This is a genomic window from Bacillus sp. AFS029637, from assembly GCF_002584985.1.
GTDB lineage: Bacteria > Bacillota > Bacilli > Bacillales > Bacillaceae_G > Bacillus_A.
The window spans coordinates 33,606-48,422 of sequence record NZ_NUPZ01000015.1; the positions used below are offsets into that span (position 1 = coordinate 33,606).

Here is a 14,817-nt window from a genome sequence, read left to right on the forward strand (position 1 = left end):
TAAAGTGAAACTTTAATCAGTGGGGGTTCTCTTCATCCCCCGCCTAACTTCTTTACTTTCACTGATTTTTGAGGTAGAGGTCTTACTGCCCGGCAAAAAGCTTGATAAATTAATTTGAATTTAGGAGGATTTTATATGAAATATACTGTTATTACTGGCGCTAGTTCAGGGATTGGCTATGAATCAGCTTTAGCCTTTGCATCTCGTGGAAAAAATTTAGTACTTGTCGCTCGAAGACAAGAAGAATTAAACGAATTAAAATCGAAAATTAACGAAATGCATCCGGAGTTGGATGTTGTCATTCGAAGAACCGATTTATCCGTCACTGAAAATGTTTATAAACTTTATGAAAGCCTACAAACTTTTCAAATTGAAACGTGGATTAACAACGCAGGTTTTGGTAATTTCGCCTCAATTGCTGAACAAAATTTAAATAAAATAGAGACGATGCTGCATCTAAATATAGAAGCACTAACTATACTCTCTTCTCTTTTCATTCGAGATTATTCAATGGTTGATGGCACACAACTTATTAACGTTTCATCGGGCGGTGGATACACAATTGTTGCTGATGCTGTTACGTACTGTGCTACGAAGTTTTATGTAAGTGCATTTACAGAAGGGCTATCTCACGAACTAAAAGAACAAGGCGCAAAACTGCAAGCAAAAGTTTTAGCTCCTGCTGCTACTGAAACAGAATTTGCGAAACGCTCATTGGATATTGATGAGTTCCAATACGATAATGTTGTACCGAAATTCCACACTGCAAAACAAATGGCACAATTTATGCTCGACCTTTATGATAGCGATAAAGTTGTAGGAATTGTCGACGGTTATACGTATAACTATGAACTTAAAGACCCACTTTATAATTTTGCCGTGAGACAAACGAATTCAAATTCTTAATAACCTCTCATTTCTTATGGAAATATAGATGCCCACTATTATTTACATAATAGTGGGCATCTATATACATTTTTCATCCAACATACCGAACCATCGCCACCTCATCACAATAATCAACTTTTGGACAATGTCTACAATCAATCCATACTTTCTCTGGCAATGCTTCTTTATTTACAAAATCAAATCCACACTTTTGAAAAAATACTGTTTCATACGTTAAGGAAATCACTCTTTTCACATGTATTTTCGTAGCTTCCTCCATCACATGATTTACGAGCATGCGCCCTATTCCTTTCCCTGCATATGTATGTGAAACGACTAACGATCGTATTTCTGCAAGATCTTCCCCTAACACATGCAATCCAGCAACTCCAACAATTTCCCCCTCTTCTTTCATCACATATAAACATTGCAAATATTGATAGAGAGACAAAAGAGAACGCGGTAAAACAACTCCCTCTTTTGCGTAAATCTCAATGAGATTATAAATTTCTTGCACATCACTTGTGACTGCATTAAAGATTTTCATATTCTATCCCCTTGCCCCCGATATTAATATTTATAACTTAAAATGAATTTTAATACATAATTTTATATAATAATACATCTCTCTTTTCTTCCCGTCAATCACTTTATACAAACAAAAAACCAAGCAATCTAATCTATGCTCGGTTCCTCATTTCGTATCGGCAATACCGTCGAATATTTAATTTCGCGAAGTGCTAAACTCGTCTGTATACGTGTAATACCAAGCTTATTCAGCTTTCTAATAAACTGTTCCAGCTCTTTGCGATCACGATTTGCAACCTTTAATAAATAATCGTACTCTCCTGTTAAACAGTGACATTCTAACACTTCCGGCATCGATTCTAATTCTTTCTCCAACACTTCTAGCTTATCGGATTGATGAATATTCGTACTCATAAAAATAAAACATAGTAAATCAAACCCAAGCTTTTCTTGATTTAAAATCGCAACTTGCTTATCAATGAAACCTTCTCCATCTAATCTTTTTATTCTTGCATGCATCGCAGCTGGTGATAAATTAACGCGGCGTGCTAGCTCTGCATTACTTACTTGTGACTCCTTCTGCAATATATCTAAAATTTGTACATCTAAATCGTCCAACACTTTAATAACAGATGACTCCACCAAAATCCCCCCTTTTTACTACCGATGATTATTCGAAAAAACACCTTATAATTTATATAAAACTGAATGTTTTTCTGTGAATATCATTTATAACTAAACATTTTATTGAGTTTTTACCATTATACAAAATAATATATTACACAATAAAGAAAAATGCTAAAATTATTTACAATTCACATTGATTACAACAAAGGGGATTTTAGCATGCCTTATTTTTATGTCTTTTTATTATTACTCACGAGCTTATTATGGGGAGGAAATTTTGTCGTTGGGAAATCACTCGTCGATCATGCCTCACCGATGACACTGACAAGTTTGAGATGGATCATTGCCATTGTTTGTTTATTGCCGATGGTATGGTTTAAAGAAAAGAAAATCATTCCACCACGTGCTGCAATACTTCCGTTAATACTGATGGGAATTTCAGGGGTCGCTCTTTTTAACATCTTTCAATTTTTAGCATTAGAAAAAACATCCGCAACGAATGTAGGGCTTATTTCTACATTGAACGCAATTTCAATTGCACTATTTTCAGTATTATTTTTAAAAGAAAAAGTAAATACACTTCAAATCCTATCCATGATTCTTTCATTCTTTGGGGTGGTTCTCGTACTTTTAAAAGGTGATTTCTCACTTTTATTTTCACTACATTTTAATAGCGGAGATTTATGGATGATGGCGGCAGTTTGCATTTGGGGAATGTATTCTGTTTGCAGTAAATGGGCAACTAAAACAACGACACCACTTATGGCGACGTTATATTCTGGTATTTTCGGCGTTATTTTATTACTGCCATTTAACATAGGGAACTTTACTGTTACAAATATAAATACGTCTTTCATTACATCACTTTTATATACAGGGCTTATTTCTACAGTTCTTTGTATGGTGTTTTGGAATATTGGCGTACAAAAATTAGGAGCTACAACATCCGGGATTTTTCTAAACTTCAATCCAATTTTCACAGCAATTTTAGCATTCTTTTTCCTCGGAGAAGAATTAACGTGGATACAAATTTTAGGTACAATGATCGTTGTGACAGGATGTTATTTATTTTCTCACTTCAAAACTGTTGCTGTTCAGCCAACTAGAGCTTTAATACGAAAGCACTCCTAACAAAAAACATTATCCTCTTTATGGATAATGTTTTTTGACTTTAATCGTTAGAAATAAGTTTAAATTTCTGTCCCGCATGAATAAAAGGCAGTAATGAAATATCCTCTTCCACAACCATTCCAACAACATTCACTTTCTCATCTACAGGTAAATCATGTACAACAACTTGCATCTCCCCAGCATATCTGCCGTACAATTCATTATCAATTGTAATGCTGCCTTTCTTTCTTGCAATTGTATGCATTGGCTGTAACACAACTTTATTTCCTTCTCTTGATTCTACAGAGCGAATGACATCACGCGCGGGATCTAATCGATTCGTATGCACTCTCTCTACCATTTTTAATACTTCTCTATCAGTTATAAGTGATTTATAGCGCAGCGGAATAATCCCTCTACTCGCACTCGCTATCTCTTGTACACTTTCTAGACTTCCGCTTATATCTCCAATTAACACCTTATCGACACCACAATCTTGTACAAGTTCTAAATACGCTTCAAGCGGGCGCATATTGCGATGCTTTTCTAACGTCGGTAAACCTTCATATAACGGACCACGTTTTTCCCCATCTCCCTGAATAAATGCCATCGTTTTTATTCCGCACTCATGTAAATATTGATTTTGCTTTTGTAAGAACGACTTTGCTAGTCCTGTTTCGGGACGCGGGTAAAAATTATGCCACGCTTCTACATTTTCTATCCGTATCTTTTCAGCGATTAACTCTTCCCAAAAAGATTCTGTAATCGTACTCGCATTTAAAGCCACTTTCATCTTATGGGACACGCGCGCAATTTCTTTCGGCGCAATGCCATAGTCCATTCGTAAACCAGTAATGCCAAAGCCCAATAACTCTTCCACATTTTCATACGATATTCCTAAATGATGTAACGATTTCGGAGAGACATCAACCATTAACTCCATTTCATTTTCGAGAGCTTGTTTCCCAAGTATTTGAATTAACTCTTTATACGTACCCGGATCATCTTCTGGAATATGAAGTGATGTAAAAATAGATGAAAACCCGTTTTCCTTCGCTACTTTTAGCCACTCTTCTTGTTTCTCTACTCGCTCTTTTGAAAGATAAATTGAAACTCCTATCATATAAATCTCCCTCTCTATGAATAGAAAAAGAGAAAGGAAATCCCTTTCTCTTTTTCTATATATTTTCTGCCATTTCTTCTTTGAATCCGAAGAAGTACGTAAAGATGAATCCGAAAGTATATGCCACTACTAATCCAAGGAAATATAATAAATATTTATTATCAGCAATTAACGGAATTAAAGATAATCCTGATACGCCAATTCCGAGTGCGGCTGTGTGCATAACTGCTTGGAATGCACCGCCAACTGCTGCGCCTAAACAAGCAGTAAGAAACGGTTTCCCAAGTGGTAATGTAACCCCGTATAATAACGGTTCGCCAATTCCTAAAAATCCAACTGGCAATGCACCTTTAATTACGTTACGAAGTCGTTTATTTTTTGTTTTTACATAAATCGCAATCGCTGCTCCTACTTGCCCAGCGCCAGCCATTGCGAGTACCGGTAATAAAGGCGTTACTTGCGTTTGATTAATAAATTCCATATGAATTGGTGTTAAACCGTGATGTAGTCCGACCATAACGAGAGGTAAAAATGTTCCGGCCAGCACTGCTCCAGCAAACGCTCCACCAATATTTAAAATAGCATTAATTCCGCTTGTAATTCCTTCAGATAAGAAACCTGCAACTGGCTGAATTGCTAACATCGTTACGATACTTACCACTAATACAGTAATGAGTGGTGTCACAATAATATCAACTGCATTTGGCACAGCTTTTCGAACTTGTCTTTCCACTACAACCATAAGCCACGCTGCAAAAATAACTGCAAACAATCCGCCCCGTCCGGGTACGAGCGCTTCACCGAATAACTTTACGTTCGCCATTGCCGGGTTGAAAATTAAAATACCAGCAATTGCCCCAAGAACCGGTGTCCCGCCGAATTCCTTCGCTGTATTCCAGCCGACTAAAATTCCTAGGAATGTAAAGATACCTCCGCCAATAAGTAGTAACATTTGCAGCCACGTAGCATTCGGATCAGCACCTGCGTTTTTCGCGAAGTTAGCAACCCCGTTTATAATTCCTGACGCAACAAGACCGGGAATTAACGGAATGAAAATACTTCCTATTTTTCGTAAAAAGTTTTTCACTGGTGTATTATTTTTCTTCTTAATCTCTGACTTCATCTCTTGCCCAATATCCTCAAGATGATGATCTGCCACCTCACCAATTCGCAGTCCCGTTAAACCTTCCATTTCAGCTGCTACTTTATTTACTGTCCCTGGACCAACGACAACTTGGAGCGTCTCATCTTCAATGACCCCCATAACCCCTTCAACCTTTTTCAAAAGGTCCATATTCACTTTACTTTCATCATGAAGCGTTAATCGTAGCCTCGTCATACAATGAGCAATGCCACGAATATTTTTTATTCCCCCAAGTTGCTCCGAAATTTCTTTGGCCATTCTCTCTTCTTTCTTCATAATAGAACCCCCCTCCCTATTATTTTATAATGCCTTCTTCACAAACCCTTTCGTGCATTTTAATTTCTCCAGTGCTTCCCCATGCTCACACTGCAATAGCACCATAACAATCGCAGCTTTCACGTTACGTTCTGCTTTTTCATAATACTCTGCTGCTACTTCATAACTAATGCCTGTTGCTTCCATAATAATTCGTTTTGATCGTTCTACTAACTTTTCATTTGTAGATTGAACATCTACCATTAAGTTTTTATATACTTTCCCAACACCAATCATGGAAGCTGTTGAAATCATATTCAGCACTAATTTTTGTGCTGTACCAGCTTTTAAGCGCGTTGATCCTGTTAAAATTTCTGCACCTGTTTCTACTTCCACATTTAATTTTGCATATTTACTTATTTCAGCATGTTTATTACAAGAAATACTAGCTGTACTCGCTCCCACGCTACCCGCGTATTTCAAGCCGCCAATTACATAAGGAGTTCGACCACTTGCTGCAATGCCAATTACAGTATCTTTCTCATTTAATCCAATACTTTTTAAATCTTCTTCTGCTAACTCTTCGCGGTCTTCAGCACCTTCCACCGCTTTAGTAAACGCTTTCAATCCACCTGCTATAAATCCTTGCACCATTGTGTCATCTGTACCAAATGTAGGCGGGCATTCCACCGCGTCCAAAATGCCTAAACGACCACTCGTACCAGCCCCAATGTAAATTAATCGACCCTCTTCTTCAAAGGATTTAATAACAATTTGGACAACTTTTTCAATCTGTTCTATCTCTTTTTCAACTGCTAACGCAACAGTTCGATCTTCTTCATTCATACTTTGTAGAACTTCTTTTATGCTCATCTCATCTAAATTCATCGTCTTCTCGTTGCGATGTTCTGTAGATAAATTTTCTAACATGTTGTCACCTTCTCTGAAATTTAATTTCATACTTTCATTATAACTTCAAGAAATTTAAAATCAATATTACTTTATTATTTTATGAAATTTAATTTCTTTTCATGACGAATTTATCCCACTTTAACTGGCAGTAAAAGTCCGATTGGTTCAACTAATAATAAGTGGGGGATGAACAAAATCCCCACTTATTAAAGTTTCACTTTATGTCAGTATGCAAAAAAGATGGGTTTCCCCATCTTTTTATTTTAACTTCCGTAACCGCAGCGCTTCTTCTCTCGTCTCCATAAATTGATCCAGCACTTTATTACCAATACGATTAAAAGTAATCACATATAAAGCATCAATCATATTCAGCTGTGTCATTCTGGAAGCAATACTCGCGATGCGATGATCTTGCTCTACATCTGGCATACAAAGACGAATGTCTGCCTCTTTATATAAAGGTGATGATTGATCAAGCTTCGTAATTCCGATAACCGTTGCACCTTGCCTCTTCGCATATTGCGCCATTTCAAGCACATCTTTCGTTCGACCAGATGTTGAAATCGCAACAAATATATCGCCCTCTTTTAAATTCGTCACGAGTGGCAACATCATATGAAAATCAGATAGCATCATCGCTGTAAATCCGAGCCTTGTAAATTTATAAGCCCCATCCATCGCCGGAGTAGCTGATCCACCTACTCCGTAAAATATAATTTTATCCGCATTGGCAATAAGATCCGCTGCTTTCTCCAGCTCCTTCTTATCTATAGCCGTAACGCTCGCCTCAATTGCAGCTTTATTCACATACGTAACTTTATTAAACAAATCGTACGGTCCATCTTCTGTATTCATCACTGAAAAATCATTAATATTATAATCAGCAATCGTTAATTCACGAACGAGCGCTATCTTAAATGCTTTAAAGCTCCCAATCCCAATTGACTTACAAAAGCGAACAACACTCGCTTCACTTGCGCCTGCATTCATTGACACTTCTTTCGTCGTTAAGTTCGGGACAATCTCTGCATTCTCCATTATGTACATGGCAATCTTCTTTTCAGCTGGTGAAAATTGATCCATATTACTTTCAATTTTAAATAGTAATGTTGAAGCTTTCACTATTTAACCTCCACTTCGTAATCTTCACTCTTCCCTCTCCTTGTCATCACATACATAGATTTTACCATACTTACAAACCCTCCATGCCACATAACCATTGCTTTTTGCAATACAAAAGAGCTTACCTGCATCAGATAAGCCCTTCCTCTCTATACGAAATATTTCTTCAAAAGCGGCGGCGTAATAATTGTCGTTAATATAACAACAATAACAATCGCTGTGAAATTTTCTTTCGCTAATAAATTCGCCGTAAGTCCATTTGCAGCGATGATAAGCGCTACTTCCCCGCGCGACACCATCCCTGCACCGATACTAATAGAAGATTGAAGGTTGAATCCTGTTAATCTTGCTCCTAAACCTGATCCGATTAACTTTGTGAAAATCGCAATAAGCGTCATGATGATAATGAACCAAAGTTGACTTCCAATACCTTGAAATGTAATTTCCATTCCGATACTTACGAAGAACACCGGCACAAATATCGCATAAGCAATTGGTTCAATTTTATGTTCTACTTCATGCTTATACTCTGTTTGCGAAATGGCAATCCCTGCTGCAAACGCTCCAATAATACCTGCAATCCCCATCATCTCACTATAATACGAAAAAGAGAAACAAATGATAAGTGCCGCACTAATTAACGCTTCCGATACACGAAGTGGGACAAGCATTTTCATAATCCACGGAACAACTTTCCATGCGATAAAAACAATACTGACAAAGAAAATAAGTTTCTTTACGATAACAAGCGTTATATTCACATCTTGCGTTCCTAAAAAACTCATAACAAACGCTAATAAAATAACGACAATGACATCATCAAATACAGCAGCACCTAAAATGGTCGTACTTTCTCTCGTATTCATTTTTCCTAAATCACGTAACGTTTGTACCGTAATACTAACTGACGTTGCGCAAAGTAATAAACCTAAAAAAATTGCATGGGATTGCATTAATCCAAACAGCAATCCTGTTACATAACCACCGATGAAAGGAAAAATAATTCCACCAGCCGCTACTGCAAATGATGATTTTAAATTCCGATTTAACTCTTCTAAATCTGTTTCAAGGCCAGCCATAAACATGAGTAACAAAACACCAATCTCACTCAGTTCATCGATCAATTCAGAACTATTAATAATACCAAGCACAGCCGGACCGATAATAATACCAACAATTAATTTACCAAGTACAGAAGGCTGGCCGAGTCTTACGCTAATATCACCAGCTACTTTCGTACAAAGTAAAATGACGACAAGTTCAAAATAAAATAACATAACATCTGCTCCTACTTTAACTTTAATCAGGGGGTTTTCTTCATCCGAAGTAGATTGGTAACCCCCGTCCATTTCTGCAAGTAGTTTCCCCTATTCATCCGCATTTTATTTGTCATATTTTTATTTGACAAAATATTCTGAATTATAATAAAATTAATCCAGCAATTTTAAAAAACTACATACCATAACTGCACCTCCATTTCCTTACATACTCTTTTCTAGTGGGCTCATACTATAGTCGCAGTTATGGAAATGAAAAAACGGGGGGAGAGTCCAAAGTGAAGTCATTATTGCGAAAAAAAGCACTTAGTACCGAATCACCACGGCAACTAGATCGGACATTAACGGCACTCGATTTAACCTTTTTAGGAATTGGCGCCGTAATTGGAACAGGGATCTTCGTATTAACAGGGATTGTTGCAGCAAAACATTCTGGTCCTGGTATTATGCTATCATTCCTCATTGCTGCATTTACTTGTGCTTGCGTAGCCTTTTGTTATGCTGAATTCGCTTCTTCTATACCTGTCTCAGGAAGTGTGTATACTTACGCATATATGACAGTCGGAGAAATCGTCGCCTTCATCGTTGGTTGGTGTTTAATGCTCGAGTATTTACTTGCCGTCGCAGCGGTAGCTGTTGGATGGTCTGGTTATTTGCAATCATTACTTCAAGGGTTTAACATACACCTTCCCGCCATTATTGCTTCGGCCCCTGGCGTCGGAAAAGGTGGGCTGATTGATTTACCAGCTGTTTGTATTTTACTACTCATTACGGGCCTATTAAGTTTTGGTATACGCGAAAGCGCACGCATTAATAATATTATGGTTCTTATAAAATTAGCTGTTATTATCGCCTTTATCGTAGCAGGTGCAAAATATGTAAAACCTGAAAACTGGACGCCGTTCATTCCGTTCGGATACGACGGTATTATTACTGGAGCGGCCACTGTATTCTTTGCCTTTTTAGGTTTTGATGCAATCGCAACTGCTGCAGAAGAAACGAAAAAACCACAGCGTGATTTACCAATTGGCATTATCGGTTCCCTTCTTATTTGTACTGTTTTATACATGATCGTATCTTTCGTTTTAACAGGCATGGTTCCTTATACACAATTAGATGTTTCTGATCCAGTTGCATTTGCACTGCATTTCGTTGGTGAAGATACAATTGCAGGACTGCTCGCTGTTGGAGCCATGACGGGAATGACAACCGTTCTTTTAGTCGTTATGTATGGACAAGTTCGCGTTTCGTATGCGATGAGCCGTGATGGTTTACTTCCAAAAGCATTAGCGCGTGTAAATAAAAGAGTAAAAATCCCTTTATTAAATACGTGGATCACTGGCGTTGTTGCCGCTTTATTGTCAGGATTTTTAGACTTACACTTACTAGCAAACTTAGTAAACATCGGTACGTTAACAGCATTCACGTTCGTTTGCTGCGCTGTCCTTATTTTACGAAAAACACATCCTGACTTAAAACGAGGATTCCGTACACCTTTCGTACCTGTATTACCAATTGTTGCGATTCTTTGTTGTTTATATTTAATGATTAATTTGTCTAAAACGACATGGATTAGCTTTATAGCTTGGCTTATAGCCGGCTTATGCTTCTATTTCTTCTACTCTAGAAAACATAGTCATCTAGCTACTGAAAAAACAAATGATGAAAAGAAAAAAGCATAACAAAATAGCTCGCCTATAAACTGGCGAGCTATTCTTATGCTTTTCGTTAACGATTGTAAAATGAAACATATGCCCAATTTCCTATTGGTGTGGAACACTTCAAAATGCCTATTTCGGTCATACACGAGTTCCACTTTTGCATACATATCTCCTTTACTTCGTTCCCTTCTTTTTCTTCTTCCATGCATTCACACTATCAAAGAAAAAGTTAATAAATAACGTGCCTAAACCCGCTAATAAGAACGTCATTAAAAATAGAATCCAAATACTTTTATCTTCTAAGAAATAATATCCTACAAGGAGCACAACCGCGATCCATACATATTCAAGAATTCTTTTTAGCTTTTTCTGTTCCAAATTATTCGCTCCCTTTTTCTATGCTCCTTTTAGTATAACAAAAAAGAAGCCTATCATGATAAGCTTCTTTTTCTTATACCTTACTTGTTGATACTTTTTTCAACGAGTGAAATCGCATGCTCTAATGTACGATTCATCATTTCTACCTGTGCATCTTTTACTTTCGCATCTTTTAATACAGCCTCTGCAACTGTAATTTTTTGCTGCAATGATTTCACTGCACCATCCGTTACATTCGCATCTTGTGCTTTCTTTACGACAGCTTTGGCAGATTCAATGTTCGCTTGTAATTTTTCTTTCGGTGTTTTCGGTTGTTCTACTACTTTAGATTGTACAAATGTTTGATGTGCAGTTTTTAATTCATTATACGTTTGAACAAATTGTTCCCCAGCACTTGCTACATTTTCAAACACTTGCTTTGCATTATTATAGCTTTTCTCTAATTCTTGAAATGCCTCTTTTGAATATTGACCTGGCTTATCACCAAATTCATACGTACCAGCTAACACTTCTTTTACTTTTCCAAGCTCTTCAAATAACGCATTTACTTGCTCTAACTTCGTACGATTAGAAAACTGATTGTACGCTGCTAATACTTCTGAGGAACTTAATGCTTTACTATATAATTTCGCTAACGCAATTTGTCCATTTAACGGAATACCACCATTTCCATTGCTATCAGGATCAGCTCCAAATGCAAATGGTACGTTCGGATGATACACTTTCCCTTGAGCTGGTAGACTATTTACTTTTTTACCATCTACGTAAATTGCTACTTCACTTCCATTATACGTTCCTGTTAAGTGATACGTTTTATTAGCTTCTAATTTCGTTCCAACACGTTTATAACTACCACCAATATGAGCCCATAATTCTACATTTCCATCGCCTGTAGATTCAAAACCAATTCCGCCGCCCTCTGTATTTTGCAAAATACCTTGCCCACGAATTTCATTCATTGAAAATACAGTTTCTAACGTAAACGAATTTGCTACTTTTTCTTTTTGCGTCGCTGAAAATGGAAGATACCCAAATGTATTAGCTTGTCCATTCAATTTCATTACATTTGTTTTTAAAGCTTTATCATATGCAATCGATACATTCCCTTTCACATCACCCTTTGTACCAAATGGTGAATTATCTTTAAATGTACCATCTAAGAAATTCACATCGAAAACATCAGCCTGTGGCACTTTTACATTCGGGTCAATATCATCTTTTTTCGTAGTAATTTCTGCCGTTAACGGCTGCACACTTTCATTGCCAAATGAATCAATTGCAACGACTTCAAGTAGATATGCTTTCCCGCCATCTAACCCTGCAAGCGTAAACGTAAGATCTTTTGGCACTGGGTCACGGTAAAACTCTGAGAATGCTAATAATTTGTTTTTAATCTCGCCTGTTTGTTTATCCTTTGCTTGTACGCGATAAGAATGAACAAGCAAATTATCCAACGCTTGCGGGAATGTTACTGTTGCCGCATTTTCTGTTACATTTGATACAGCAAGCTTTGCATCCTTAGCAAAGTATGGCTTTTCTTTATCACGATCTTCTACATGTGTAAATGTGTCTTTCTTTGCTGGCAATTTAATTTTCCAAGGCTCGCCTGTCCAAGAATTTGTATGGAAATCACGGCGATTAATCGTTACTTCTTCATCATCTACTTCTACTAATAAACCTTGGCTTAATGTACTAGCTCCTGGCGGGATATTTCCTTGTACTTTACCGCCTTCAACTTCCATATAACTTACTGAAGATGTACCAACTGATGTAAAGTCTTTTTGATGAATCGATCTCGGATCATCTAACGGATAATGTGAATGACCTGAGAATGTAATCACTTGCGGATATTCTTTTAATACCTCATTAATTTTCGCACTATCTTTTGTTCCCCACTCTTGACTACCGTATACTGTATCTTTAATATGTTGATGTAAAAATACGAAAATCGGTTTTTCTGGATCATCTTTTTGCGCTTTCGCCATCTCTTCTTTTAACCAATTAATTTGCTTGTCTGAATAATACCCATGCGTTGTCCCATCTTCTGGCGACATAACAAGGAAATGATAGTCTTTTACCACTTTATGGTAGTAAATCGATTCCATTCCTGTCTTTTCTAAGAAACGCTTCTGCGCGCCTTCTGCAGATAAACCGTTCCAGTAATCATGATTACCAAGAGAATTCATTCGCACGGCATCTTTATTTGCATTTTCATTATACACTTGCATGAAACGATCATATTGCTGCACTGATCCTGTATCCGTGAAATCACCTACAATAACAAATGCATCCTGCTTCGGTGCTAGTGTATTGAACTGTTCAATCGCCCTTTTCCAGCGAAACGTATCATCTGTTCCACTGTTTTTAATATGCACATCACTTACAACCGGAAAAACTAACTTCTTCTCACTCGCTGCCTTTTCTTGCTTTTTCTCTTCCGCTTTGACTGATGTACTCCACGGAATTGATACAAACGCTAATACAAAAACCATTAATAATCCAATAAGGCCTTTTACTTTTCGTAAAACAGTTCTGTCCACGTGAATCCTCCTCATATAATGAATTAATTACAATGATTATTGTACTGAACGTATATTAATTTCGTTTAAATTAAAAATAAAATTTATTTCACTTTTGTAAACATACAGTCAATTTCATATGAAATTCCACATTTATATGAAACAGACCCTCTTTGTCTAATAGACACCGATTACTTCTCGATACCGACAAATCATACCGTTTTCTCTGCCTAGTAAACTATTTAAATTTTTTATTTTTTTGTCCATTTATTAACAACATCTTCCGTGTTGTTACATTTAATAATAGTAAACAATCTCATGAAAAAGGAGGGATTCTATTGAAACCCCATAAAAACATCGGATGCTTTGCTCCTTTATCTATCATTTGTCAACCCATTTGTCCCTGTCCTCCTCCTATCCCCCCGCCTGAACAATGCGATGCTGAACTCATTACAAATGAATTTGCAGGTAATATTTTCATTTCAAATGATTTTATTTCTGTTGCTCAAAGACAATCAAAACAAATTTATCCAACATTAACTATTTGGAAAGATGATGGAAGTATTTCAGCATCTGGAACTATCTCTGTATACAACAGCAAAAACAGTACAGATGCTTTAACTGTACAAATAGTAAGTAATAATTCTAGTACTTTCACTGTTCTACCTGGTAATACCATTTCATACACAGGATCAAACTTACAATCTGTTTCTATAATCGATATTCCAACTGATCCATCTACTTATATCGAGGGTCGCTACTGTTTTCAACTCACTTATTGTAAATCAAAGCGTGATTGCCTATAAGTATATTCTGTTTACAAACAACTATTACCTTTGAAAAAGGCTAAAGGTCCACAAAAAACCGTGCAAACGAATACATAGTTTGCACGGTTTTTATCGAAATATTGCAATATTCTATGATAAAGTATAACGAATCGTCATACAAAACTCTCCTGTTTCTGCCGCTGCCGTTCCAAGAATTGTAACCGTATCAAAACGACGAACTGTAAAGGATGCGCTACTTCCAGATGCAACAACAATTGTTTCCACCGGAGTCCCCGCTATCCCGCCACTATAAAACACAATCGTAACAGGTCCTGTTCCAGTCGTTACTTTTAAATACCCAGATGCGTAAATATCTTGAGAAATATTATCTGCATAAATAACTTCTGCTGTTGCCGACGCAGTCCAGTCAATGCACACTTTATCTTGCACAATTGTTTTTTGTGAATTTGCACAACATGAAAGATTAGTACTACAATTCCCCATTT

At 36.9% G+C, this 14,817-nt stretch carries 14 protein-coding genes; 4 read left to right on the forward strand and 10 right to left on the reverse strand.

Annotated elements, in window-relative coordinates; all coding sequences use genetic code 11:
* The first annotated feature begins 135 nt into the window (after nucleotides 1-135).
* On the forward strand, nucleotides 136-906 hold the full coding sequence (locus tag COE49_RS06205) for an SDR family NAD(P)-dependent oxidoreductase (protein ID WP_098945767.1): 771 nt from the start codon (nucleotides 136-138) through the stop codon (nucleotides 904-906).
* A 73-nt stretch (nucleotides 907-979) separates the two neighbouring features.
* Here the strand turns inward: COE49_RS06205 and COE49_RS06210 are convergent, their stop codons facing one another.
* Together COE49_RS06210 and COE49_RS06215 are read right to left on the reverse strand one after the other, a co-directional pair.
* Nucleotides 980-1,435, reverse strand: a complete 456-nt coding sequence (locus COE49_RS06210) for an N-acetyltransferase (RefSeq protein WP_088232424.1) — start codon at nucleotides 1,433-1,435, stop codon at nucleotides 980-982.
* 128 nt (nucleotides 1,436-1,563) lie between these two features.
* The gene (locus COE49_RS06215; protein WP_088232423.1) at nucleotides 1,564-2,058 is read right to left on the reverse strand and encodes an Lrp/AsnC family transcriptional regulator; all 495 of its coding nucleotides are present in this window, start codon (nucleotides 2,056-2,058) and stop codon (nucleotides 1,564-1,566) included.
* A gap of 204 nt (nucleotides 2,059-2,262) precedes the next feature.
* Here COE49_RS06215 and COE49_RS06220 point away from each other — a divergent pair, with 204 nt between their 5' ends.
* Nucleotides 2,263-3,174: a DMT family transporter gene (locus COE49_RS06220; protein ID WP_098252348.1), complete on the forward strand. Its 912-nt coding sequence runs from the start codon at nucleotides 2,263-2,265 to the stop codon at nucleotides 3,172-3,174.
* A gap of 40 nt (nucleotides 3,175-3,214) precedes the next feature.
* On the opposite strand, the gene COE49_RS06225 is transcribed toward COE49_RS06220, so the two are convergent.
* The 5 genes from COE49_RS06225 to COE49_RS06245 form a co-directional block, all read right to left on the reverse strand.
* Entirely contained in the window at nucleotides 3,215-4,276 is a 1,062-nt protein-coding gene (locus tag COE49_RS06225; RefSeq protein WP_098840769.1) for a DUF871 domain-containing protein, read from the reverse strand.
* Between the two features lie 55 nt (nucleotides 4,277-4,331).
* Nucleotides 4,332-5,696 carry a PTS transporter subunit EIIC gene (locus COE49_RS06230; RefSeq protein WP_097904028.1) on the reverse strand — a complete coding sequence of 455 codons (1,365 nt, stop codon included), beginning with the start codon at nucleotides 5,694-5,696 and terminating at the stop codon, nucleotides 4,332-4,334.
* Nucleotides 5,697-5,720: 24 nt separating this feature from the next.
* Entirely contained in the window at nucleotides 5,721-6,605 is an 885-nt protein-coding gene (gene murQ, locus COE49_RS06235; RefSeq protein ID WP_098252349.1) for an N-acetylmuramic acid 6-phosphate etherase, read from the reverse strand.
* Nucleotides 6,606-6,845: 240 nt separating this feature from the next.
* On the reverse strand, nucleotides 6,846-7,709 hold the full coding sequence (locus COE49_RS06240; protein WP_098357043.1) for a MurR/RpiR family transcriptional regulator: 864 nt from the start codon (nucleotides 7,707-7,709) through the stop codon (nucleotides 6,846-6,848).
* A gap of 149 nt (nucleotides 7,710-7,858) precedes the next feature.
* Nucleotides 7,859-8,986 (reverse strand): cation:proton antiporter, encoded by a 1,128-nt coding sequence (locus tag COE49_RS06245; protein ID WP_141524740.1) that lies wholly within the window; start codon nucleotides 8,984-8,986, stop codon nucleotides 7,859-7,861.
* Nucleotides 8,987-9,264: 278 nt separating this feature from the next.
* On the opposite strand from COE49_RS06245, the gene bcaP reads away from it, so the two are divergent.
* Complete coding sequence (gene bcaP, locus COE49_RS06250) at nucleotides 9,265-10,668, forward strand: branched-chain amino acid transporter BcaP (protein ID WP_098252352.1); 1,404 nt, start codon at nucleotides 9,265-9,267, stop codon at nucleotides 10,666-10,668.
* A gap of 153 nt (nucleotides 10,669-10,821) precedes the next feature.
* Here bcaP and COE49_RS06255 read toward each other — a convergent pair whose 3' ends face one another.
* On the reverse strand, nucleotides 10,822-11,025 hold the full coding sequence (locus tag COE49_RS06255; protein WP_088232485.1) for a hypothetical protein: 204 nt from the start codon (nucleotides 11,023-11,025) through the stop codon (nucleotides 10,822-10,824).
* An 80-nt stretch (nucleotides 11,026-11,105) separates the two neighbouring features.
* Nucleotides 11,106-13,565: a LamG-like jellyroll fold domain-containing protein gene (locus COE49_RS06260; RefSeq protein ID WP_141552127.1), complete on the reverse strand. Its 2,460-nt coding sequence runs from the start codon at nucleotides 13,563-13,565 to the stop codon at nucleotides 11,106-11,108.
* 317 nt (nucleotides 13,566-13,882) lie between these two features.
* On the opposite strand from COE49_RS06260, the gene COE49_RS06265 reads away from it, so the two are divergent.
* A complete protein-coding gene (locus COE49_RS06265) occupies nucleotides 13,883-14,350 on the forward strand; it encodes an S-Ena type endospore appendage (RefSeq protein ID WP_088232414.1) in 468 nt (155 codons plus the stop codon).
* Nucleotides 14,351-14,461: 111 nt separating this feature from the next.
* On the opposite strand, the gene COE49_RS06270 is transcribed toward COE49_RS06265, so the two are convergent.
* Nucleotides 14,462-14,815, reverse strand: coding sequence for a DUF3992 domain-containing protein (locus COE49_RS06270; protein WP_088232413.1), 354 nt, complete (start codon nucleotides 14,813-14,815; stop codon nucleotides 14,462-14,464).
* Nucleotides 14,816-14,817: the final 2 nt, after the last annotated feature.

Excerpts from the sequence above, each read along its gene's own strand:
- COE49_RS06205 (WP_098945767.1), top strand. The coding sequence starts at position 136 with ATGAAATATACTGTTATTACTGGCGCTAGTTCAGGGATTGGCTATGAA.
- COE49_RS06210 (WP_088232424.1), bottom strand. The coding sequence starts at position 1,435 with ATGAAAATCTTTAATGCAGTCACAAGTGATGTGCAAGAAATTTATAAT.
- COE49_RS06220 (WP_098252348.1), top strand. The coding sequence starts at position 2,263 with ATGCCTTATTTTTATGTCTTTTTATTATTACTCACGAGCTTATTATGG.
- COE49_RS06225 (WP_098840769.1), bottom strand. The coding sequence starts at position 4,276 with ATGATAGGAGTTTCAATTTATCTTTCAAAAGAGCGAGTAGAGAAACAA.
- COE49_RS06230 (WP_097904028.1), bottom strand. The coding sequence starts at position 5,696 with ATGAAGAAAGAAGAGAGAATGGCCAAAGAAATTTCGGAGCAACTTGGG.
- murQ (WP_098252349.1), bottom strand. The coding sequence starts at position 6,605 with ATGTTAGAAAATTTATCTACAGAACATCGCAACGAGAAGACGATGAAT.
- COE49_RS06245 (WP_141524740.1), bottom strand. The coding sequence starts at position 8,986 with ATGTTATTTTATTTTGAACTTGTCGTCATTTTACTTTGTACGAAAGTA.
- COE49_RS06270 (WP_088232413.1), bottom strand. The coding sequence starts at position 14,815 with ATGGGGAATTGTAGTACTAATCTTTCATGTTGTGCAAATTCACAAAAA.